Source organism: Gordonia spumicola (assembly GCF_009932475.1).
Lineage (GTDB): Bacteria > Actinomycetota > Actinomycetes > Mycobacteriales > Mycobacteriaceae > Gordonia > Gordonia spumicola.
On sequence record NZ_BJOV01000005.1, the window covers coordinates 936,098 to 958,851 of the forward strand.

The 22,754-nt window shown below is 68.1% G+C and carries 21 protein-coding genes; 20 read left to right on the forward strand and 1 reads right to left on the reverse strand.

All coding sequences use genetic code 11. The features are described 5' to 3' along the window. Positions 1–29: 29 nt before the first annotated feature. From alaS to aroB, 8 genes are all read left to right on the forward strand, one after another. Positions 30–2,696 carry an alanine--tRNA ligase gene (gene alaS / locus GYB83_RS15655; RefSeq protein WP_161896342.1) on the forward strand — a complete coding sequence of 889 codons (2,667 nt, stop codon included), beginning with the start codon at positions 30–32 and terminating at the stop codon, positions 2,694–2,696. Further along, positions 2,693–3,139, forward strand: coding sequence for a Holliday junction resolvase RuvX (gene ruvX / locus GYB83_RS15660; RefSeq protein ID WP_161896343.1), 447 nt, complete (start codon positions 2,693–2,695; stop codon positions 3,137–3,139). Before alaS ends, ruvX begins: the two co-directional genes overlap by 4 nt. A gap of 31 nt (positions 3,140–3,170) precedes the next feature. Further along, a complete protein-coding gene (gene mltG, locus GYB83_RS15665; RefSeq protein WP_161896344.1) occupies positions 3,171–5,054 on the forward strand; it encodes an endolytic transglycosylase MltG in 1,884 nt (627 codons plus the stop codon). Next, on the forward strand, positions 5,047–5,862 hold the full coding sequence (locus GYB83_RS15670; protein ID WP_161896345.1) for a shikimate dehydrogenase: 816 nt from the start codon (positions 5,047–5,049) through the stop codon (positions 5,860–5,862). The genes mltG and GYB83_RS15670 overlap by 8 nt, the downstream gene beginning before the upstream one ends. A gap of 199 nt (positions 5,863–6,061) precedes the next feature. Beyond that, a complete protein-coding gene (locus GYB83_RS15675; RefSeq protein ID WP_228461521.1) occupies positions 6,062–6,484 on the forward strand; it encodes a prepilin peptidase in 423 nt (140 codons plus the stop codon). A gap of 35 nt (positions 6,485–6,519) precedes the next feature. Next, the gene (gene aroC, locus GYB83_RS15680) at positions 6,520–7,659 is read left to right on the forward strand and encodes a chorismate synthase (protein WP_267130341.1); all 1,140 of its coding nucleotides are present in this window, start codon (positions 6,520–6,522) and stop codon (positions 7,657–7,659) included. A gap of 32 nt (positions 7,660–7,691) precedes the next feature. After that, positions 7,692–8,183 (forward strand): shikimate kinase, encoded by a 492-nt coding sequence (locus GYB83_RS15685; RefSeq protein WP_161897541.1) that lies wholly within the window; start codon positions 7,692–7,694, stop codon positions 8,181–8,183. After that, entirely contained in the window at positions 8,176–9,282 is a 1,107-nt protein-coding gene (aroB, locus tag GYB83_RS15690; protein ID WP_161896348.1) for a 3-dehydroquinate synthase, read from the forward strand. Before GYB83_RS15685 ends, aroB begins: the two co-directional genes overlap by 8 nt. A gap of 69 nt (positions 9,283–9,351) precedes the next feature. Here the strand turns inward: aroB and GYB83_RS15695 are convergent, their stop codons facing one another. After that, entirely contained in the window at positions 9,352–9,843 is a 492-nt protein-coding gene (locus GYB83_RS15695) for a B-4DMT family transporter (protein ID WP_186349793.1), read from the reverse strand. 24 nt (positions 9,844–9,867) lie between these two features. Between GYB83_RS15695 and GYB83_RS15700 the strand changes: the two genes are divergently transcribed. The 12 genes from GYB83_RS15700 to pyrF all read left to right on the forward strand — a co-directional run bounded on the left by GYB83_RS15700 (position 9,868) and on the right by pyrF (position 22,719). After that, positions 9,868–10,983 (forward strand): aminopeptidase P family protein, encoded by a 1,116-nt coding sequence (locus tag GYB83_RS15700; RefSeq protein WP_161896349.1) that lies wholly within the window; start codon positions 9,868–9,870, stop codon positions 10,981–10,983. 24 nt (positions 10,984–11,007) lie between these two features. Next, positions 11,008–11,571 carry an elongation factor P gene (gene efp, locus GYB83_RS15705; RefSeq protein WP_161896350.1) on the forward strand — a complete coding sequence of 188 codons (564 nt, stop codon included), beginning with the start codon at positions 11,008–11,010 and terminating at the stop codon, positions 11,569–11,571. Between the two features lie 45 nt (positions 11,572–11,616). Continuing rightward, positions 11,617–12,039: a transcription antitermination factor NusB gene (gene nusB / locus GYB83_RS15710; RefSeq protein WP_228461525.1), complete on the forward strand. Its 423-nt coding sequence runs from the start codon at positions 11,617–11,619 to the stop codon at positions 12,037–12,039. A gap of 62 nt (positions 12,040–12,101) precedes the next feature. Beyond that, positions 12,102–12,680, forward strand: a complete 579-nt coding sequence (gene pyrR, locus GYB83_RS15715; RefSeq protein WP_161896351.1) for a bifunctional pyr operon transcriptional regulator/uracil phosphoribosyltransferase PyrR — start codon at positions 12,102–12,104, stop codon at positions 12,678–12,680. Then, on the forward strand, positions 12,677–13,675 hold the full coding sequence (locus tag GYB83_RS15720) for an aspartate carbamoyltransferase catalytic subunit (protein WP_161896352.1): 999 nt from the start codon (positions 12,677–12,679) through the stop codon (positions 13,673–13,675). The genes pyrR and GYB83_RS15720 overlap by 4 nt, the downstream gene beginning before the upstream one ends. After that, the gene (locus tag GYB83_RS15725) at positions 13,672–15,036 is read left to right on the forward strand and encodes a dihydroorotase (protein WP_161896353.1); all 1,365 of its coding nucleotides are present in this window, start codon (positions 13,672–13,674) and stop codon (positions 15,034–15,036) included. The genes GYB83_RS15720 and GYB83_RS15725 overlap by 4 nt, the downstream gene beginning before the upstream one ends. A gap of 56 nt (positions 15,037–15,092) precedes the next feature. Next, entirely contained in the window at positions 15,093–15,587 is a 495-nt protein-coding gene (locus GYB83_RS15730) for a PH-like domain-containing protein (protein WP_228461755.1), read from the forward strand. A 5-nt stretch (positions 15,588–15,592) separates the two neighbouring features. Then, on the forward strand, positions 15,593–16,705 hold the full coding sequence (gene carA / locus GYB83_RS15735; protein ID WP_161896354.1) for a glutamine-hydrolyzing carbamoyl-phosphate synthase small subunit: 1,113 nt from the start codon (positions 15,593–15,595) through the stop codon (positions 16,703–16,705). Between the two features lie 2 nt (positions 16,706–16,707). Beyond that, positions 16,708–17,904 carry an AAA family ATPase gene (locus GYB83_RS15740; protein WP_161896355.1) on the forward strand — a complete coding sequence of 399 codons (1,197 nt, stop codon included), beginning with the start codon at positions 16,708–16,710 and terminating at the stop codon, positions 17,902–17,904. Next, positions 17,901–18,545, forward strand: a complete 645-nt coding sequence (locus tag GYB83_RS15745) for a DUF4276 family protein (RefSeq protein WP_161896356.1) — start codon at positions 17,901–17,903, stop codon at positions 18,543–18,545. Before GYB83_RS15740 ends, GYB83_RS15745 begins: the two co-directional genes overlap by 4 nt. After that, positions 18,545–21,895: a carbamoyl-phosphate synthase large subunit gene (gene carB / locus GYB83_RS15750; protein WP_161896357.1), complete on the forward strand. Its 3,351-nt coding sequence runs from the start codon at positions 18,545–18,547 to the stop codon at positions 21,893–21,895. Before GYB83_RS15745 ends, carB begins: the two co-directional genes overlap by 1 nt. After that, positions 21,892–22,719 (forward strand): orotidine-5'-phosphate decarboxylase, encoded by an 828-nt coding sequence (gene pyrF, locus GYB83_RS15755; RefSeq protein WP_161896358.1) that lies wholly within the window; start codon positions 21,892–21,894, stop codon positions 22,717–22,719. The genes carB and pyrF overlap by 4 nt, the downstream gene beginning before the upstream one ends. The last annotated feature ends 35 nt before the right edge of the window (positions 22,720–22,754 follow it).

Consider the following 22,754-nt stretch of genomic DNA (forward strand, 5'->3'; position numbering starts at 1 on the left):
ACCAGACTTCAACGAAGGACATCACCGCAGTGCAGACGCATGACATCCGGAAGCGTTTCCTGGATCACTTCATCCGGGCCGGACACACCGAGGTTCCCAGCGCCTCGCTGATCCTCGACGATCCGAATCTGCTGTTCGTGAACGCGGGAATGGTGCCGTTCAAGCCGTACTTCCTCGGTGATCAGACCCCGCCCTACGATCGGGCGACGAGCGTGCAGAAGTGCGTCCGCACCCTGGACATCGAAGAGGTCGGCATCACGACCCGCCACAACACGTTCTTCCAGATGGCGGGCAACTTCTCGTTCGGCGACTACTTCAAGCGCGAGGCCATCCAGTTCGCGTGGACGCTGCTGACCGACCCCGTCGACGACGGCGGCTACGGCATCGACCCGACGCGCCTGTGGCCCACCGTCTACCTCGACGACGACGAGGCCGAGGCCATCTGGCGCGACGAGATCGGCGTGCCTGCCGAGCGCATTCAGCGGCGCGGCCTCAAGGACAACTACTGGTCGATGGGCGTCCCGGGCCCGTGCGGGCCGTGCTCGGAGATCTTCTACGACCGCGGTCCGGCCTACGGCGTCGAGGGCGGCCCGGAGGCCGACGAGGACCGGTACATCGAGATCTGGAATCTCGTCTTCATGCAGAACGTCCGCGGCGAGGGCGGCGGCAAGGACGGCTACGAGATCCTCGGGCCGCTGCCGAAGAAGAACATCGACACCGGCATGGGCGTCGAGCGTGTCGCATGCATTCTGCAGGGCGTCGACAACGTCTACGAGACCGACCTGTGCCGTCCGATCATCGACCTCGCCGCGCAGCTCACCGGCCGGGGCTACGGCGCGGGTGATCACGACGACGACGTCCGCTTCCGCGTGATCGCCGACCACGCCCGCACCGCGGTCATGCTGATCGGCGACGGCGTCGTCCCGTCCAACGACGGCCGCGGCTACGTGCTGCGCCGCCTGCTGCGTCGGGTGGTGCGGTCCGTTCGTCTGCTGGGCGCATCGGATCCGACGATGGGGCGCATCGTGGAGGCCGTCGTCGATCTGATGAGCCCCTCGTACCCCGAGCTCGCCGAGAAGCGCGCCCACATCGTGACGGTGGCCGTCGCCGAGGAGACCGCGTTCGCGAAGACGCTGTCCGCGGGCTCCAAGCTGTTCTCGGAGGCCGCCGACGCCACCAAGGCGTCCGGCAAGTCGCGGATCAGCGGCGACGACGCGTTCGCGCTGCACGACACCTACGGCTTCCCGATCGACCTCACCCTGGAGATGGCCGCCGAGGCCGGCCTCGAGGTGGACCGCGACGGGTTCACCGAACTGATGGCCGAGCAGCGTCGCCGCGCGAAGGCGGACGCCACCTCGCGCAAGTCGTCGCACGCGGACCAGACCGTGTACCGCGAGTTCCTCGACCGCGGCCCGACGGTGTTCACCGGTTTCGACGAGCTCGTCTCGGAGGCGCGCGTGCTCGGGTTGGTGTCCGGCGGCGAACGGGTCCGGTCCGCGACGCCAGGCACCGAGCTCGAAGTGATCCTCGACCGCAGCCCGCTGTACGCCGAATCCGGCGGCCAGATGGCCGATCAGGGCGTGATCACCACCTCCGACGGCGTCCGACTGTCCGTGAAGGACGTGCAGAAGGTCGGCAAGCAGGTGTGGCTGCACCGCGTCGTCGTCGACGAGGGCGAGATCGTCGAGGGCTCCGACGTCCTCGCGAGCGTTGACGCCGCATGGCGACACGGAGCCACCCAGGGGCACTCCGGCACCCACATGGTCGGCGCGGCGCTCCGCCAGGTGCTCGGCCCGACGGCGACCCAGGCCGGGTCGCTGAACCGCCCGGGATACCTGCGCTTCGACTTCCATTCGGCGAGCGGACTCACCGACTCCCAGCGCGCCGAGATCGAACAGATAAGCAACGAGGCCGTCGAGGCCAACTTCGGAGTCAACACGTTCGAGACGGACCTCGACAAGGCCAAGGCGATGGGCGCGATGGCGCTCTTCGGCGAGAACTACGGCGACCGCGTGCGCGTGGTCGAGATCGGCGGACCCTTCTCGATGGAACTGTGCGGCGGAACGCATGTCGGCAGCTCGGCGCAGATCGGCCCGATCACGGTGATCGGCGAGTCGTCGGTCGGCTCGGGCGTCCGACGCGTCGAGGCCTACGTCGGGATGGACTCGTTCCGGTACCTGTCGCGGGAGCGGGCGCTGATGGCCGGGCTCGCCTCGACGCTCAAGGTGCCGTCCGAGCAGGTTCCGGGACGCGTCGATCAGCTCGTCAGCAAGCTGCGTGACGCGGAGAAGGCGCTCGAGGCGCTCAAGGCAGAGCAGGCGCGGGCCGCCGTGTCCGGCCTGATCGACACGGCGCAGACCGTCGGCGACACCCTCGTCGTGGCCGGACGCGTCGCCGACGGCGTGGACGCCAACGGGCTCCGCACGCTGGTCACCGACCTGCGCGGGCGCGTCGCCGACCGCAACGCCGTCGTCGCGCTGTTCTCCGCCGACGGCGACAAGGTGCCGTTCGCCGTCGGGACCACCGACTCCGCACGCGCCGCGGGCATCAAGGCAGGCGACGTGGTCAAGGAGATCGCACCGCTCGTCGCCGGTCGCGGGGGCGGCAAGCCCGACCTCGCGCAGGGGTCGGGCACCGACGCGGCGGGAGTCGACGCCGCCCTGACGCGACTGCGCGACGTCGTCGGGGGCCGATGATCACGCCGCGAGGGCGGCGAGTGGCGATCGACGTGGGAAGCGTCCGCGTCGGGGTCGCCGTGTGCGATCCCGACGGGATCCTCGCCACCCCGGTCGAGACGGTGCAGCGCACGAAGCACGACGGGGACGTCGAACGTGTGGTCGCGATCATCGACGAGTACGAGGCGATCGGGGTGATCGTCGGGCTGCCGCGGACGTTGCGGAACACCGACGGTCCGGCCGTCGACGCCGCGCGGGCGTTCGGGGACCGGCTCGCCGCGGCCCTGACCGGCCGTTCCGGAATGCCCGACGTTCCGATCGAGTACCACGACGAACGATTGACGACCGTCACCGCGACGACCGCGCTGCGCGCCAGTGGAGTGAAGGCGAAGAATGCGCGCGCCGTCGTCGACCAAGCCGCCGCGGTGGCTATTCTGCAGGGATGGCTGGACGCGCGTCGCTGACGCGTGCCGCCGATGAGGAGGATCGACCGACGTGACTGACCAGGACCGTACGCCCCGCGAGGGGGACGACGCACGGCCCCGCCACTCGAGCGCGGCGCCACCGGGCGACGCCGATCCGCGTCGTTTCTTCCCCGACTCGTCCGGCGTTCAAGAGGGCAACCGGCGTCGTCGTCGGCGCGGTCCGGGCGATCCGACGACCACCGGCAACATCCCGATCATCCGAGTGCAGAGCGAACTGCCCGATCCCACGATCGAGTACCGGACGCCGGAACCGCAGCACGGCGCGCCGCCCTCGTACTTCGAGGTCCGCTACCGCGATGAGCCCGCATCGGCCGAGCCGATGATGCGGTTCACGGAACCGGTGACGAGGCACGTCGAAACGCCCGGCAGGCACGCCGAGCCCGCCAGGGTTGACGACGCGTTGTACTCGTCGCCCGCCGGAGCTGACACCGAGCCGTTCTACCGCGACGAGCCCGCCCGGCAGGCGGTCCCGCAGCCTCCGGTACCGCAGGCCCCGGTTCCGCAGCCCGAGCCGCAGGCCCCCGTCGCCGAGCCCGCCGCGCCCCAGCACCAGTCCACAGCGCCGGTGTACCCGCGGCAGCCGCAAGCCGAGCCCGTCGTCGACGAGACGACTGTCGCCGCGGCCCCGGTCGAGCCGTTCACCGAACCGACGGTCCAGGCCACGCCCGTCTCCGCTCCCGACATCCTCGACGCCGTCGACGATGACGACTCCGACACCGGCGAGATCCCGGTGCACGGCGGGGCGATGCCCGCGCGGAAGAAGAGCCGCAGACTGCTCTTCGCCATCGCGGGCGTGATCCTGGTCGCCGTGCTGGTGCTCGGCGGACTCGGACTCAAGTGGTTGGGCGTGTTCGAATCGCAGACCGACTACAGCAGTACGACCGGCTCCGGTTCGGTGCTGGTCGAGGTGCCGGCCGACGCGGCGATCCGCGACGTCGGCCAGACGCTGACCGACGCGGGCGTGGTCGGGAGCCAGCGGGCCTTCGTCGACGCAGCCGAGGGCGGAGCCGGAGTGTCTGCGGGCTTCTACGAACTGCCGAAGGGCATCTCCGCCAAGGCCGCGCTGGAGATGATGTCCGGCGACGACCGCCGCGTCGGACGGTTCGTCGTCCCCGAGGGCCTCACACTCGACTCGAAGAAGAGCTCCGACGGGACCACCCGCCCCGGCATCTTCCAGATGATCTCGAAGGCCACCACGTTCAGCACCGACGACAAGCAGTACGGCGTGACCGTCGACCAGCTCAAGGATGCCGCCGCGAACTCGACGCCCGAACAGTTGGGCGTGCCCGACTGGGCGACGGCCAAGGTCAAAGAGCTGACCGGCGATCATCGGCGCATCGAGGGGCTCATCGCCTCCGGAGCGTGGGAGGACATCGACCCGAGACTCGACGCGCGCGCCATCCTCAAAGACCTGATCACCCGCAGCGTCAGCCGATTCACCGCGTGGGGACTGCTCAGCGGCAACGATGCGGGTAAGTCGCCGTACGACGAGTTGACCATCGCGTCGATCGTCGAGGCCGAAGCACAGCACGAGGACGACTTCCCGAAGGTCGCCCGCGTGATCGTCAACCGGCTGGCCCAGAACATCCGCCTGCAGATGGATTCGACAGTCAACTACACCGCGGACGTCGCCGACATCGATGTGCACGGCGAGTCGTACCTCGCCGACAACAAGTGGAACACCTATCAGCACGACGGCCTGCCGCTCACGCCGATCGGCGCCGTCGGCGAGCGTGCGCTCGCCGCCACCGAGAATCCCACTCCCGGCGACTGGGTGTACTTCGTGACCGTCGACAAGGAGGGCACGACGCTGTTCGCCAAGACGTTCGCGCAGCACAAGAAGAACCGTCAGGTGGCGTGCCGCAACAAGTTCCTCACGGTCGGTTGTGAGTAGGGCCGCGGTCCTCGGTTCGCCGGTCGGGCACTCCCGCTCACCCGACCTGCACCGGGCGGCCTACGCCGCCCTCGGGCTCGACGGATGGACGTACGAGGCCGTCGAGACGACGGCCGACCAGCTCCCGGCTCGGGTGGGGGACGCCGGACCCGACTGGATCGGCTTCTCGGTGACGATGCCGTGCAAGTTGGCCGCGCTCGCCTTCGCGGACGTCCGGACGACGCGCGCCGACCTGATCGGCTCGGCGAACACACTGGTCCGGACCGCGGACGGGTGGCGGGCAGACTGCACCGACGTCGACGGCGTCGCCGGAGCCTTGACCGAGGTCGGCCTGCCGGACTCGGCGACGCGTGCGGTGATCGTCGGCGCGGGCGGGACGGCGCTGCCCGCCCTCGCGGCACTCGCCGACGCGGGCGTCACCGACGTCGCCGTCGTCGCCCGTGACGCGGGCCGTGCGGAGGGCGTCCTCGACCTCGCCGACCGACTCTCGGTGAGCGCGCGGGTCGTCGACTTCGGCTCCGTCGCCGCGGTTCGCACCGTGTGCGGTGAGGCCGATGTGACGATCTCGACCGTCCCGGCGGCGGGTGCCGCCGGGATCGCCGACGCCGTCGCCGTGTCCCGTCGTGTCGTCGACGTCATCTACGACCCGTGGCCGACGCCGCTCGCCGCCGCAGTCGACGCCGCGGGTGGTGTCGTCGTCGGCGGCATCGTGATGCTCCTGAACCAGGCGTACAGCCAGGTGGAGCAGTTCACCGGGCTCCCGGCGCCGAAGGCGGCGATGGCGGCGGCGGTCGGCGTCACCCTCTGACTCGCCGCGCTCGTCGCGCGGTTTCGACTCGACTCCTCGGCCGGCGCCTCGGTGTCGGCTCAACCACCGTGGGAGCGGTCCCTCGCATCGATGGTTGAGCCCTTCGACAAGCTCAGGAACCACCGGGCCGAGTCGAAATGGAACCTGCCTGTGGAATTCGTGCTGGTCGGATTCGACGTTTCGGGCGATGCTTGGGCGCATGGTCGTCGGGGGATTGATCGTGGTGCTCGTGTGGTGCGCGGTCAGCGACGCCCGGACCGGGCGGATCCCGAACACTGTGACGCTCCCCGCGATCGGCGTCGTCGCGGTGCTCGCGACGCTGGAGCCCGCGGTGGCGTGGGGCGCGGCGGTGTGCGCCGCACCGTATCTGATCGCGTTCGCTCGACGCCTGTGCGGCGGCGCGGACGTGAAGCTGGCCGTCGTGTGCGGGGGAGTGCTGGCCGATCCGGCGTCGGCCGCGGCCGTCGTCGTCGGCTCCGCGGTCATCACCGGATGCGTGCTGGCGGTCCGTCGGAGGACGGTGGTCGTGCACGGTCCGGCGCTCGTGTCGACGACGTTGGCATGGCTGGTCATCGACTCCGTGGCGGCTTCTGGAACAATTGACGCGTGTTGCGTTGGATAACTGCCGGAGAATCGCACGGACCTGCCCTGGTGGCAATGGTCGAAGGCATGGTGGCGGGGGTGGAGATCACCACCGCCGACATCGCCGAACAACTCGCTCGTCGTCGCCTCGGCTACGGCCGCGGCGCGCGTATGAAGTTCGAGGCCGACGAGGTCACCGTGATCGGCGGCGTCCGTCACGGCAAGACGCTCGGCGGCCCGATCGCCGTCGAGATCGGCAACACCGAGTGGCCCAAGTGGGAGAAGGTCATGTCGGCCGACCCCGTCGATGAGGACGAGTTGGCGGGAAGCGCGCGCAATGCGGCACTGACGCGTCCCCGCCCCGGTCACGCCGACTACTCGGGCATGCTCAAGTACGGCTTCGACGACGCGCGTCCGATCCTCGAGCGCGCGAGTGCCCGCGAGACAGCGGCGCGCGTGACCGCGGGCACCGTCGCCCGTAACTTCCTCAAGCAGGTCCTCGGCGTCGAGATCGTGTCGCACATCGTCTCGATCGGCGACAGCGAGCCCTACTCGGGCCCGTCGCCTGCACCGTCCGATCTCGAAGCGATCGACGCCAGTCCCGTCCGCGCGTTCGGCAAGGACGCGGAGGAGTCGATGATCGCCGAGATCGAAGCGGCCAAGCGAGACGGCGACACGCTCGGCGGCGTCGTCGAGGTGATCGCGACCGGTGTGCCCGTCGGGCTCGGCTCGCATGTGAGCGGTGAGGTGCGCCTCGACTCGCGTCTCGCGGCCGCCCTGATGGGCATTCAGGCGATCAAGGGCGTCGAGGTCGGCGACGGCTTCGAGACCGCTCGTCGTCGCGGCAGCCAGGCGCACGACGAGATGGTGCCGGGAGCCGACGGCGTGCTCCGGTCGACCAACCGCGCCGGCGGACTCGAAGGCGGCATGACCAACGGCGAGGACGTCCGCGTCCGCATCGCGATGAAGCCGATCTCGACCGTGCCCCGCGCACTCGCCACGATCGACATGTCGACGGGCGAGCCCGCGAGCGCCATCCATCAGCGCAGCGACGTGTGCGCCGTTCCGGCCGCGGGTGTCGTCGCCGAGGCGATGGTCGCGCTCGTCCTCGCACAGGTCGCCCTCGAGAAGTTCGGCGGCGACTCGGTGGCGGAGACCGGAGCCAACCTGCGCGGGTACCTGGACGTGATCGACGCGCGTCCGCCGCGCCCGTGACCGTTCGACCCGCCGTCGTGCTCGCCGGATTCATGGGATCTGGCAAGTCGACGGTCGGTCGCGCGCTCGCCGCGCGACTCGGCGTCGAGTTCGTCGACACCGACGCCGAGATCGAACGCCGCAGCGGCCGTACGATCCCGGAGATCTTCGCCGCCGACGGCGAGGTCGGCTTCCGCGCGATCGAGGCCGACGTGGTGCGGGACGTGCTCGACGAGTCGACGGGCGTCGTCGCCCTGGGCGGAGGCTCCCCGACGGTGCCGGCCATACGTGACGCCCTCGCCGCACACCATGTGATCTATCTGGAGATCGACGCGGCCGCGGGTTTCGCCCGAGTCGCGCACTCCGACCGTCCGCTGCTCGCCGACCCGGACCCGGCCGGACGGTATGGCGAGATCCTCGCATCGCGCGTGGACCATTACCGGTCCGTCGCCGTCGCCTCGGTCGACGCGACCCGCCCCGTCGACACGGTCGTCGCGACGATCGTCGACACCTTGACCCCACTGAAGGAGATCCCCGATGACTGAGCCGGTGAAGGTCGCCGTCCGCGCCGCCGACCCGTACGACGTGACGATCGGCCGTGGGCTGCTCACCGACCTCGCGGCGGCGGCGGAGGGCGCCGACCGCGTGACGATCATCTACCAGCCGACGCTGCAGCAGACCGCCGAGCAGATCCGTGAGTTCCTCGCCGAGCGCGGCTTCGATGCGCACCGCTTGGAGATCCCGGACGCCGAACAGGGCAAAGACCTGCAGGTCGCCGCGTACTGCTGGGAGGTGTTCGGTCGCATCGGCATGATGCGCAACGACAAGGTGATCAGCCTCGGCGGCGGAGCGGCGACCGACCTCGCGGGCTTCGCCGCCGCCACGTGGATGCGCGGGATCGGCGTCATCCACGTTCCGACGACGCTCCTCGCGATGGTCGACGCCGCGGTGGGCGGAAAGACGGGCATCAACACCGATGCGGGCAAGAATCTCGTCGGGTCGTTCCATGAGCCGGACGCCGTGCTGATCGACCTCGGGACGCTCGAGACCGTCCCGCACAACGAGGTCGTCGCGGGTCTCGCCGAGGTCATCAAGACGGGTTTCATCGCCGACCCGGTGATCCTCGACCTCATCGAGGCGGACCCGACGGCCGCCCTCGACCCCGCGGGCGACGTCCTGCCCGAGCTCATCCGCCGCTCGGTGCAGGTCAAGGCCGACGTGGTGTCGGCCGATCTGAAGGAGTCCTCGCTCCGCGAGATCCTCAACTACGGTCACACCCTCGGGCACGCGATCGAACGCCGTGAGCAGTACAAGTGGCGACACGGCGCCGCGATCTCCGTCGGCATGGTGTTCGCCGCCGAACTCGCTCGCCTGGCGGGCCGCCTCGACGACGAGACCGCGGATCGTCACCGCGGAATCCTCGAACTCGTCGGACTGCCGACCGCGTACGACGAGGACGCCCTCGGCGACCTGCTGAAGACGATGGCGGGGGACAAGAAGAACCGGTCGGGAATGATCCGCTTCGTGGTGCTCGACGGCCTCGCGAAGCCCGGCCGCCTCGAAGCCCCCGACCCGTCGCTCATCGCCGCCGCGTACTCCGCCGTTGCCAAGGGCAAGCCCGCGGGCGGTCCGATCCTGCTGTGACGCCAGCCGCATACGAAGAACGGCGCCCGACCGGGAGGTCGGGCGCCGTTCGGCGTTCGTGGAAGGGGATCAGGCGACGGGGACCGCGGGCTGAGTCTGAGCTTCGGCCGCGGCTTCCGCGGCGAGCTCGGCCTTGCGCTGTTCGCGACGGATCAGGAAACGGCCGACGGACGCTCCGAAGAACGCGGGGACGAACACCAGCAGTGCGATGAACGACGTGCCCGCGATCAGCTCGATCGGCAGGCTGGCCTGACCGATGCCGTTGAGCCACACGGTGCCGAGGATCCAACTGACCAGGCACGACAGGAAGCCGGCCATCAGGCCCGCCTTCAGCCAGCGGACGGTGAGGTCCTCATAGTCGTCGGGATCGGCGTGCGCGCGCGCGTCCTTGAGGCCGTCGACACCGCCCCAGATGATGGCGATGACGATGCACGCGGCGATCGTCAGCCACCGGGCGAGCGGGGACGACAGCGGATGCGAGATGACGAAGGCGCCGAGGATGACGCGGGCGGCGATGTGCACGATGGTCATCACGACGCCACGAAGTAGCCACGAACTCATGGGAACACAGTAGCGGGGTGGAACATGTTCAACAATGTAGACATGCATTCTTCGGCAATTCATGACACGCGACGAGCGAGCTTGGCACGGCGCATCGGCGATGCGGGACTGGACGCGATCATCGTCAGCGACCTGGTGAACGTCCGCTATCTGACGGGTTTCACCGGAAGCAACGGTGCGGTCCTCGTCCACGCCGGACCCGATCGTGACGGCGACCGCATCGCGACGGACGGCCGCTACACGACACAGGTGGCCGAGCAGGCTCCAGGGCTGACGGCGCTCATCGAACGTGACTGTCCGCCCGCGTTGATCCGGGCGACGGGCTCCGGAACGGTGGCGGTCGAGGGCCACGTCATCACCGTCGACGCCTATCGGCGGCTCGCCGACCTCGCGGAGACGACGGGTGTCACGCTGACGACCGCGACCGACGAGGTGGAGGCGCTGCGCATCGCCAAGGACGACGGGGAAGTGGAGTTCATCACGTCCGCGTGCCGCATCGGCGACGCGGCGCTCGCCGCGCTGGTGGGCCGAGGGGCCATCGCTGCGGGCCGCACCGAACGTCAGGTGGCACGCGATCTGGAATGGGAGATGTTCGCCCTCGGGGCCGAATCGATCGCGTTCGAGACGATCGTGGCCGCGGGCGCCAGCTCGGCCGTACCGCACCACCGTCCGACGGACGCCGTCCTCGCCGTCGGAGACCTGGTCAAGATCGATTTCGGCGCCGTGTCAGGCGGGTATCACTCGGACATGACGCGAACCTTCGTGCTGGGGGAACCGGCGGCCTGGCAGAGCGAGATCCATGCGATCGTCCTGACCGCCCAGCGAGCCGGTCGTGAGGCGCTCGAGGTCGGAGCCGACCTCGCCGGAATCGACTCCGCGGCCCGCGATGTGATCGCCGAGGCGGGGTACGGTGACTACTACGTCCACGGTCTCGGGCACGGCGTGGGCCTGCGGATACACGAAGCGCCGGGAATCGGGGCCGCCGCGAGCGGTACACTGCCTGACGGCGCAACGGTCACCGTGGAACCTGGGATCTACCTCCCCGGACGCGGCGGCGTGCGGATCGAGGACACCCTGGTCGTCACCGACGCCGGACCGACGTCACTGACGACCACATCACGGGCGCTCCGCGTCCTGTAGAGAACACCCGCGAGGAGAACATTCATGGCGACGACCGCCGATTTCAAGAACGGACTCGTCCTCAAGATGGACGACCAGCTCTGGCAGATCCTGGAGTTCCAGCACGTGAAGCCCGGTAAGGGACCGGCCTTCGTCCGCACCAAGATCAAGAACATCCTGTCGGGCAAGAACGTCGACAAGACGTTCAACGCGGGCGTCAAGGTCGAGACCGCGACCGTCGACCGTCGCGACATGACCTTCCTGTACAACGACGGCGCCGACTTCGTCTTCATGGACGGCGAGACGTTCGAGCAGATCAACATCACCCCGGAGACCGTCGGCGACGGCGCGCGCTTCCTGCTCGAGAACATGACCGTTCAGGTCGCCACCCACGAGGGCGAGCCGCTGTACGTCGAACTCCCGGTCACCGTGGAGCTCGTCGTCGCACAGACCGATCCGGGCCTGCAGGGTGACCGTTCGACCGGTGGAACCAAGCCCGCGACCCTCGAGACCGGCGCCGAGATCGCCGTCCCGCTGTTCATCAACACCGGCGACAAGCTGAAGATCGATTCGCGCGACGGCAACTACCTCGGCCGCGTCAACAGCTGAACGATCGAGTACTGATCCGTGAGTGAGATGAAAGGTCGCCATCGCATGCGCGCGCGTGCGGTGGACATCCTCTTCGAGGCCGAGGCCAAGGAGATCCCGGCGACCCAGATCGTGTCCGAGCGACGCGAATGGTTCGCCGAGCACGACGCCGTCGGCGAGATGAGCGGGTACACCGTGACTCTCGTCGAGGGAGTCGCGTCCGACGCAGCCCAGATCGATGCGGTGATCTCGTCGCATCTGGAGAACTGGAAGCTGCACCGGCTCCCGGCCGTCGACCGCGCGATCCTGCGCCTGGCCGTGTGGGAGCTGCTGTACTCGAACGACGTCGACATCCACGTGGTGCTCGACGAGGCGGTGAAGCTCGCCAAAGAACTGTCGACCGACGAGTCGCCGTCGTTCGTCAACGGAGTGCTCGGCCGTGTCGCCGAGCTCGCCCCTCAGGTCCGCGCCGCCGCCTCGGCGGAGTAGACTGCCCACGCAAGCGAAATTCCTTTAACGATCCGTCCAGTGAGGCGGAGAAGGAGGTCGGCTTGGATTCGCCGGTCGATGATGCCCACAGCCCGGAATCAGGGCCCGCGCGCGTGCTGCTCGACGCTTCAGACGTCGGTCGCACCGTGGCGCGGATGGCTCATCAAGTCATCGAGAAGACCGCTCTCGACGCACCAGGTTCGCGCCGGGTGCTCCTGATCGGCATCCCCACCAGAGGCACCAGTCTGGCGCAGCGACTCGCGGCGAAGATCGTCGAGTTCTCCGGCGTCACCGTCGAGACCGGTTACCTGGACATCACCCTGTATCGGGACGATCTCCGCGACAAGCCTCATCGTCCGCTCGAACGGACCCTCGTGCCCGAGGGCGGCGTGGACGGCGCGCTCGTGATCCTCGTGGACGACGTCCTGTTCTCCGGCCGCACAGTGCGGGCGGCCCTCGACGCGCTGCGCGACCTCGGTCGCCCGGCGGCAGTTCAACTCGCCGTGCTCGTCGACCGAGGGCATCGTGAACTCCCGTTGCGTGCGGACTACGTCGGGAAGAACATCCCGACCGCCCGCGACGAGGACGTCCAGGTGCATCTCGCCGAACACGACGGGCTCGACGAGGTGGTGCTTCGATGAAGCACCTGCTGTCCACGGCGGACCTGACCCGCGACGAGGCGATCGACATCCTCGACGAGGCCCAGCGCTTCGAGCAGGCGCTCGCCGGACGCGAAGTCCGCAAGCTCCCCACCCTGCGCGGCCGCACCGTGATGACGGTGTTCTACGAGAACTCCACCCGCACCCGCGTGTCCTTCGAGGTCGCGGGCAAGTGGATGAGCGCCGACGTCATCAACGTGAGCGCATCGAGTTCGTCGGTCAACAAGGGGGAGTCGCTCCGCGACACGGCGAAGACGCTGCGCGCGCTCGGCGCCGACGCGCTCATCGTCCGACATCCGGCATCGGGTTCGGCAGCGCAGATCGCCCGCTGGACCAACGACGGCAGCGACATCCTCGGCGTGCCCAGCACGGGACCGAGCGTGATCAACGCTGGCGACGGCATGCACGAGCATCCGACGCAGGCGTTGCTCGACGCCTACACGATCCGTCAGCGGCTCGGCGGACTCGACGGGCGACGCGTCCTGATCGTCGGGGACATCCTGCACTCCCGGGTGGCCCGGTCCAACGCGCTGCTGCTCTCGACCCTGGGCGCGGAAGTGGTCCTCGTCGCCCCGCCGACACTGCTGCCGACCGGTGTGAACACATGGCCGGTACGCGTCGCAACCGACCTCGACGCCGAACTGCCCGCCGCCGACGCGGTGATGATGCTGCGCGTCCAGGCCGAGCGCATGAACGGCGGCTTCTTCCCGAGCTCCCGCGAATACTCGGTCCGCTACGGACTGTCGGACGCCCGCCGCTCCATGCTCCGCGACGACGCGGTGCTGTTGCACCCGGGCCCGATGCTGCGCGGCATGGAGATCGGCTTCGACGTCGCCGACACCCCGCAGGCCACCGTCCTCGAACAGGTCCGCAACGGTGTGCACGTGCGCATGGCCGTCCTGTTCCGCCTGCTCGCGGGCGCGGACGAACAGGCGTCGCACCACACTTCGATCACCACGTCAGGAGAGCAGTCGTGACCGCGAACGGTTCGGTCTTGATCACCAACGTCCGGCCCTACGGTGACGGTGACCCCGTCGACGTCGCGGTCACCGACGGCGAGATCACCGAGATCGGGGCGGGACTGACCGCTCCCGACGGTGCGGATACGGTCGACGGCCGCGGAGGCGTCCTGCTGCCCGGTTTCGTCGATCTGCACACGCATCTGCGCGAGCCCGGCCGGGAAGACACCGAGACGGTCGAGTCGGGTTCGCGGGCCGCGGCTCGCGGCGGCTACACCGCCGTGTTCGCGATGGCGAACACGGCCCCGGTCGCCGACAACGCCGCCATCACCGATCTGGTGTGGCGACTCGGTCAGGACGTCGGTCTCGTCGACGTCCATCCCGTCGGAGCCGTCACCGTCGGCCTGGAAGGCCGTCAGCTCGCCGAGATGGGCATGATGGCGGCGGGCGCGGCGAAGGTCCGCCTGTTCAGCGACGACGGCAAATGCGTCCACGACCCCGTGATCATGAAGCGCGCACTCGAATACTCGACGGGTCTGGGAGTGCTCATCTCGCAGCATTCGGAGGACCCGCGCCTCACCGAGGGAGCCGTCGCGCACGACGGCCCGACGGCGGCACGACTCGGCCTCGCCGGGTGGCCGCGGGCCGCCGAGGAGTCGATCGTCGTCCGCGACGCCCTCCTGGCGCGCGACGCGGGAGCCCGCGTGCACATCGCGCACGCGTCCACCGAGGGCACCGTCGAACTGCTCCGCTGGGCCCGAGGCCAGGGCATCGACATCACCGCCGAGGTGACGCCGCATCACCTGCTGCTCGACGATTCCCGGCTGGAGACGTACGACGGCGTCAACCGGGTGAACCCGCCGTTGCGCGAGGAGCGCGACAAGCTGGCGTTGCGCCGGGCGCTCGCCGACGGCGTCGTCGACTGCGTCGCCACCGACCACGCGCCGCACGCCTCGCAGGAGAAGTGCTGCGAGTTCTCGCAGGCCCGCCCGGGCATGCTCGGACTGGAGACCGCGCTGTCGGTGATCGTCGAGACGATGGTCGACACCGGGCTCCTCGACTGGCGCGGCGTCGCCAGGGTGATGAGCGAACGTCCCGCACAGATCGTCGGCCTCGACGATCAGGGCCGTCCGATCGCGGTCGGCGAACCCGCCAACCTGACGATCGTCGACCCAGACACGCGGTGGACCGTCGCGGGCGAGGGCCTCGCCAGCAAGTCGCGGAACACACCGTACGAGGAGATGACCCTGCCCGGCGTGGTCCGGGCGACATTCCTCCGCGGTCGGGTCACCGCCCGGCGCGCAACGAGCGATGCCGCCGGTTCCCCGAGCGCAGTCACCGCCGGTTCCCCGAGCGGAGTCGAGGGGGCGTGGCTGTGAGCAACTGGCTGTACTACCTGCTGATCGCGGTCGGAGCCCTCGCGGTCTGGCTGACGATGGTGACCCTCGCCCTGCGAGGATGGCGTAAGCGCGGGGACCGGCAGGCCGATGAACTCGGAGCCTTCCCGGAGACGCCGGACGAGTTGGGCGAACCGGTCCGCGGACCGCACACCGGCCTGTACGTCGGCAGCACCGTCGCCCCCAGCTGGCAGAACCGGATCGCCGTCGGCGACAAGGGCGACCGCGCGTCGGCCGAACTCACCGAATACGACGCGGGTCTGCTCCTGACCCGACAGGGCGCATCGGAGATCTGGATCCCGCGCGAGAGCCTCGTCGCCGTCCGCACCGAGAACGGGCTCGCCGGAAAGGTCATGAGCCGCGACGGCGTGCTCGTCGTCCGGTGGACACTGCCCTCGGGGATCGAGATCGACTCCGGTCTGCGCGGCGACGACAAGACCGTCTACCCGGACTGGACGGCGGCCTACACAGAACTCAACGAGAAGGCGTTCGCCGCCTTCGACGCCTCGGCACCCGAGAAGAAGGAATCGTAGAAGAGATGAGCAAAGCAGTACTGGTGCTGGAGAACGGCCAGGTCTTCGCCGGCCTGTCGTACGGAGCGGTCGGCTCCACCCTCGGCGAGGCGGTGTTCTGCACCGCGATGACCGGGTACCAGGAGACCCTGACCGACCCGAGCTACCACCGTCAGATCGTGGTGGCGACGGCCCCGCAGATCGGCAACACCGGGTGGAACACCGCCGACAACGAGAGCGGCCGGATCTGGGTGGCGGGCTACGCGGTGCGCAACCCGACGCGACGAGTCTCCAACTGGCGGTCGGAGACGACGCTCGACAGCGAACTCGCCGAGCAGGGCGTCGTCGGAATCGCCGGAATCGACACCCGTGCCCTGGTCCGCGTCCTGCGGGAGGTCGGTTCGATGCGCGCGGGCGTCTTCTCGGGCGACGCTCTCAGCTCCACCGACGAGATGCTCGACCTGGTGCGGGCGCAGCCGTCGATGGCGGGCGCCGACCTCGCAGGAGAGGTCAGCACCACCGAGTCGTACGTCGTGCCCGCTGTCGGGGGAGAGGCCAAGCTCCGGGTCGCGGCACTGGACATGGGCATCAAGGCCAACACCCCGCGGATGCTCGCCTCGCGGGGCGTCGAGGTGCACGTCCTGCCGTCGTCCGCGACGCTCGACGACATCCGCGCGGTGAACGCCGACGGATTCTTCCTCTCCAACGGACCCGGCGACCCGGCGACCGCCGACGCCGCCGTCGCGCTGACCAGCGAGGTCATCGACGCCGGACTCCCGACGTTCGGCATCTGCTTCGGCAACCAGATCATCGGCCGCGCCTTCGGCCGCGGCACCTACAAGCTCAAGTTCGGTCACCGCGGAATCAACATCCCGGTCCTGGACACCGCTTCCGGGCGCATCGCGATCACCTCGCAGAACCACGGGTTCGCCATTGAAGGCGAAGCGGGCGAAGAGTTCGACACCGACTTCGGTCGGGCGCGCGTGTCGCACGTGTGCGCCAACGACGGCGTCGTCGAAGGCGTCTCGCTGCTGTCCGGCCAGGTGTTCTCCGTCCAGTACCACCCCGAGGCCGCGGCCGGTCCCCACGACGCCGCCAACCTCTTCGACCAGTTCGTCCAGACCATGGAAGGGAGGTAGCGATGACATCTCCGACGAGCATTGTCGAGTCCTTACACGTCAAGAACTACCGACTTCTTCGTGATGTCCGTTTTACTAAACTGAGCCCTTTCACGGTGTTGCTCGGAGCGAATGGTAGTGGCAAGTCCACTGTATTCGATGTATTCGCTTTCCTACATGAAGCGTTTACTGACGGCATTGGTCCCGCGTGGGATCGGCGAAATAGAATGGCCGGGATTCGTTCGGTCGATTCAGATGGACCCGTGTCGATTGAGCTGAAGTACCGAGCTGAGCTTGACGGGAAAAGTAGGCTCGCGACATATCTTCTGGTGGTAGGCGAAGATGAGGTCGGTGCGCCAGTTATTGAACAGGAGAAACTGAGCTGGACTGTTGCGCCGGGTTCGGGCCGACCTAAGGAGATATTGTCTTTCAGTCGGGGGATTGGCAGGACCTGGGATGAGGCGACCCAGCGGGAGGATCACGAGGAGCTAGCGTCGCCTACGCTCTTGGCGGTAACAGCTCTCGGGCAATTTAGAAGCCATCCCAGAATTCAGTATCTTCGCGAATTTATCTCGGGTTGGTATCTCTCATACGTGTCGGCCGATAGTACACGAACTACGCCAGTCTCGGGCCCCCAGCGTCGACTGAGTAGGAACGGTGACAATCTGCCGAATGTAATCCAGTATCTTCAAGAGAGGCATCCGCAACGTCTCGATGAGATTTTTGAGGTACTGAGTAAGCAGGTTCCCCAACTAGAGAAGGTCACTTCCACTGTTCTCGCAGACGGGCGGTTGCTTCTTCAGTTGAAGGACCGTGCATTCGCGAGTTCTGTGATTTCGAGGTTTGTCAGCGACGGAACGCTGAAACTGTTGGCATACCTGACTGTTTTGTATGATCCAGAGCCGCCTCGGGTCATCGGGATCGAAGAGCCTGAGAATCAACTTCATCCTGCGTTGCTAAGACCGTTGGCTGAATCGATGCGTGCGGTCACCGTCAACTCCCAAGTCATGGTGACGACTCACTCGCGCGATTTCGTTGATGCGCTCCACCCCGAGGAGCTGTGGATAGTCAGTCGTGGTGAAGACGGATTTACTAGGGTTGAACGTGCAAAGGATGATCCTAGAGTTACGGCCATGGTTGACTCGGGCGGACTTTTAGGTGACCTATGGTCTGAGCGTTTCTTGCAGCGCGCCGACCCTCGAGGCTTGATCGAACGATGACCGTGATTACCCACGTGGAGTTCTTGGTTGAAGAATATTCGATGGAGTTGACCCTGCAAAAGATCGCTCCTGGTTTGATTGGTGACCGAACTTTCGGTATCCATCCGTTCGGTGGAAAGCCTGATCTACTTAGGAAGCTCCCCGCCCGACTCAAAGGGTATTCGTCTTTCGCGGTGCAACAAGGTTATGGAGTTGTGATCCTGGTTGACGAAGATAGGGAGGATTGTTGCGAGCTAAAGGATCGGATCGAATCGATTGTCAAGAATTCTGGCCTGGCGTCCGTGTCTAGTGGTGCGTCGAATCCGGTTGTGTTGAGCCGTATCGTGGTCGAAGAGCTCGAGGCGTGGTTGTTGGGCGATCCCCAGGCTGTGGTTGCCGCGTATCCCAAGATCCCGGTGTCTTATATTAAGACGAAGAAATACCGTGACCCTGATGCTATCCGTGGTGGCACCGCAGAGGCTTTGGAGCCTCTTCTGAAGCGCTACGGATACATCGCGGACTCGATGCGAAAGACGGACGTTGCGGTTTCAATCGCAACCCATATGGATGTTTCGTCCAATATCTCCCGTAGTTTCAATACGTTCAAGGCCGGATTGGCCGTTCTTCTTTCAGATGATCTAGAACCATTGAGGAGTTCCTGATGCCCCGTCGTACCGACATCTCCCACGTCCTGGTGATCGGCTCCGGCCCGATCGTCATCGGCCAGGCATGCGAGTTCGACTACTCGGGCACTCAGGCGTGCCGCGTGCTCAAGGCCGAGGGCCTGCGCGTGTCCCTCGTGAACTCGAACCCGGCCACGATCATGACCGACCCCGAGTTCGCCGACGCGACCTACGTCGAGCCGATCAGCCCCGAGTACATCGAGAAGGTCATCCAGACCGAGGCGGCGGCGGGGCACCCGATCGACGCGGTGCTGGCGACCCTCGGCGGCCAGACGGCCCTCAACGCGGCGGTCGGGCTCCACGAACACGGCATCCTCAGCAAGTACGACATCGAACTGATCGGCGCCGACTTCGACGCCATCCAGCGCGGCGAGGACCGTCAGATGTTCAAGGACATCGTCACCAAGGTCGGCGGCGAGAGCGCTCGCTCGGCCGTCTGCTTCACGATGGACGAGGTCCGCGCGACCGTCGACGACCTCGGGTTCCCCGTCGTCGTGCGTCCGTCGTTCACGATGGGCGGCCTCGGCTCGGGCATGGCCTACAACGACGCCGACCTCGAACGCATCGCGGGTGGCGGCCTCGCGGCCTCGCCGACCGCGAACGTGCTCATCGAGGAGTCGATCCTCGGGTGGAAGGAGTACGAGTTGGAGTTGATGCGCGACAACAAGGACAACGTCGTCGTCATCTGCTCCATCGAGAACGTCGATCCGGTCGGCGTGCACACCGGCGACTCGGTGACCGTGGCTCCGGCCATGACGCTCACCGACGTCGAGTACCAGATCATGCGCGACCTCTCGATCGCCATCCTCCGCGAAGTCGGTGTCGACACCGGCGGCTGCAATATCCAGTTCGCGCAGAACCCGGTGGACGGCCGCCTCGTGGTCATCGAGATGAACCCGCGCGTGTCGCGGTCGTCCGCGCTCGCGTCGAAGGCCACCGGCTACCCGATCGCGAAGATGGCGGCCAAGCTGGCGATCGGCTACTCGCTCGACGAGATCACCAACGACATCACCAAGGTGACGCCCGCCGCGTTCGAGCCCAGCCTCGACTACGTGGTCGTCAAGGCTCCCCGCTTCGCGTTCGAGAAGTTCCCCGGGGCCGACGACACCCTCACCACCACTATGAAGTCGGTCGGCGAGGCGATGAGCCTCGGCCGTAGCTTCGCCGAGGCGTTCGGCAAGGTGATGCGGTCGTTGGAGACGAAGGCCGCGGGCTTCTGGACCGAGGCCGACCGTCCCGATCCGGCGACGCTCGACGTGGACGCGCTGCTCGCGGACATCGCCGTCGCCCGGGACGGCCGCATGTACAAGCTGATGCTGGCACTCGAGGCCGGCGTCAGCGTCGACAGACTGTACGAGGTCACCGCCATCGACCCGTGGTTCCTCGCCGAGATCGACGGCGTCCGCGCCATCGGCCACGAGGTCCGCGACGCCGCCGAGCTCGACGAGCACCTGCTTCGGGTGGCGAAGTCGAACGGCATCTCCGACCGTCAGATCGCCGCGCTGCGCGTCGCGGGCGGCGACACCGCGCTCGTCGACGAGGACGCGGTGCGCGCGCACCGCGTCGGCCTCGGCGTCCGCCCCGTGTACAAGACCGTCGACACCTGCGCAGCCGAGTTCGAGGCGAAGACGCCGTACCACTACAGCTCGTACGAGCTCGATCCGGCCGCCACCAGCGAGGTGGCTCCGCAGACCGAGCGTCCGAAGGTCCTGATCCTCGGATCGGGCCCCAACCGCATCGGTCAGGGCATCGAGTTCGACTACTCGTGCGTGCACGCGGCGCTCACACTGAGTGAGGCCGGCTACGAGACGGTCATGGTCAACTGCAACCCGGAGACGGTCTCCACCGACTACGACACCGCCGACCGTCTCTACTTCGAGCCGCTGACCTTCGAAGACGTTCTCGAGGTGTTCCACGCGGAGTCGGAGTCGGGCACCGTCGCGGGAGTCATCGTCCAGCTCGGCGGGCAGACGCCACTCGGTCTCGCCGCACGACTGCAGGCCGCTGGGGTCCCGATCGTCGGCACGAGCCCCGAAGCAATCGACCTCGCCGAAGATCGAGGAGAGTTCGGCCGAGTCCTCGTCGAGGCCGGCCTGCCCGCGCCCAAGTTCGGCACGGCCACCACGTTCGACGGCGCCCGCGACATCGCGGCGGGCATCGGCTACCCGGTCCTGGTCCGTCCCTCGTACGTGCTGGGCGGTCGCGGGATGGAGATCGTCTACGACGAGCAGGCGCTCGCGGACTACATCTCGCGCGCCACCGAGATCTCCGACGACCGTCCGGTCCTCGTCGACCGCTTCCTCGAGGGCGCCGTCGAGATCGACGTCGACGCGCTGTTCGACGGAACCGAGATGTACATCGGCGGCATCATGGAGCACATCGAGGAGGCAGGCATCCACTCCGGTGACTCGGCGTGCGCCCTGCCGCCGATCACGCTCGGCGCCGCACAGATCGAGGACGTCCGACGTTCGACGCTCGCGTTGGCGAAGGGCATCGGCGTCCGCGGCCTCCTGAACGTGCAGTACGCGCTGGCCGACGGCACGCTGTACGTGCTCGAGGCCAACCCGCGCGCCAGCCGGACGGTGCCGTTCGTGTCGAAGGCGACCGCGGTGCCGCTCGCCAAGGCCTGCGCCCGCGTGATGCTCGGTCGCTCGATCGCCGAGCTGCGCGCCGAAGGGATCCTGCCTGCGGAGGGCGACGGTTCGACGCTTCCGTCGAACGCACCGGTGGCCGTCAAGGAGGCCGTGCTGCCGTTCAACCGGTTCCGCCGTGCCGACGGCACGGGCGTCGACTCGCTGCTCAGCCCGGAGATGAAGTCGACGGGCGAGGTGATGGGCTTCGACAGCGACTTCGGTCGGGCGTTCGCGAAGTCACAGGAGGCCGCGGGCGGCGCGCTGCCGACGTCCGGCACCGTGTTCGTGTCCGTCGCCGACCGGGACAAGGCGTCGATCCTGTTCCCGATCAAGCGCCTCGCCGATCTCGGGTTCACGATCATGGCGACGAGCGGCACCGCAGACGTCTTGAGTCGCAACGGCATCCAGGTCGTCACCGTCGCCAAGGGCGCGGAGGCCGCCGAGGGCAAGCGCACCGTGATCGACGAGATCAAGGATCACAACGTCGCGATGATCATCAACACCCCGTACGGCACGTCGGGTCCCCGGGTGGACGGCTACGAGATCCGCGCGGCGGCCATCGGCGCGACGGTCCCGTGCATCACGACCGTGTCGGGTGCGAGCGCCGCGGTGCAGGGCATCGAGGCCGCGCTCGGTGAGACGATGGGCGTGCAGTCGCTGCAGCGGCGTCACGCGGAGATGCGGGCGGGCGCGTGACCTTCGGCGCCAGATACTCCGCCGCGGTCGCCGATCGCGGCAGGCTCTGCGTCGGCATCGACCCGCACGCGGAACTCCTCGAACAGTGGGGTCTGCCGGTGACGGTCGACGGGTTGAGGACGTTCGCGCAGACCTGCGTCGACGCCCTCGGTCCGGTCGCCGCGGTGATCAAGCCCCAGGTGGCGTTCTTCGAGGTGTTCGGGTCGGCGGGCTTCGCGGTCCTCGAGGAGACGATCGCGGGCTGCCGCGAGGCCGGCGCACTGGTGCTCGCCGACGCCAAGCGGGGCGACATCGGGTCCACGATGGCGGCGTACTCGTCGGCGTGGCTCGACGACGCGTCGCCGCTGTGCAGTGACGCCGTCACCGCGTCGCCGTATCTCGGCGTCGGAGCGCTCGACCCGACGATCCGTCTCGCCGCGGCGACGGGCCGGGGCGTGTTCGTACTCGCCCGCACATCGAACCCCGACGGGCAGGGAGTGCAGACGGCGGTGACCTCCTTCGGCACGAGTGTCGCGCAGTCGGTCGTCGACGCGGCGGCCGCGGTGAACGCGGACGGATCGGGGACGGTCGGACTCGTCGTCGGAGCGACCCGCGAGCACGGTTTGGACCTGTCCCGACTCGCGGGCCCGATCCTGGCGCCGGGCGTCGGTGCACAGGGCGCCACCCCTGCCGACCTGCCGGGGATCTTCGGCGACAGTGCCGACCCGGCATGGGTGCTGCCCGCCGCGTCGCGGAGCATCCTGCGGGCCGGTCCGGACGGGTCGGCGTTGGCCGTCGCGGCCCGCTCCACTCGTGACGAGGTGGAGTCGGCTCTGACCGTCTGACGTCGTCCCCACACACGCGCCGAGCCCGGCGTCCG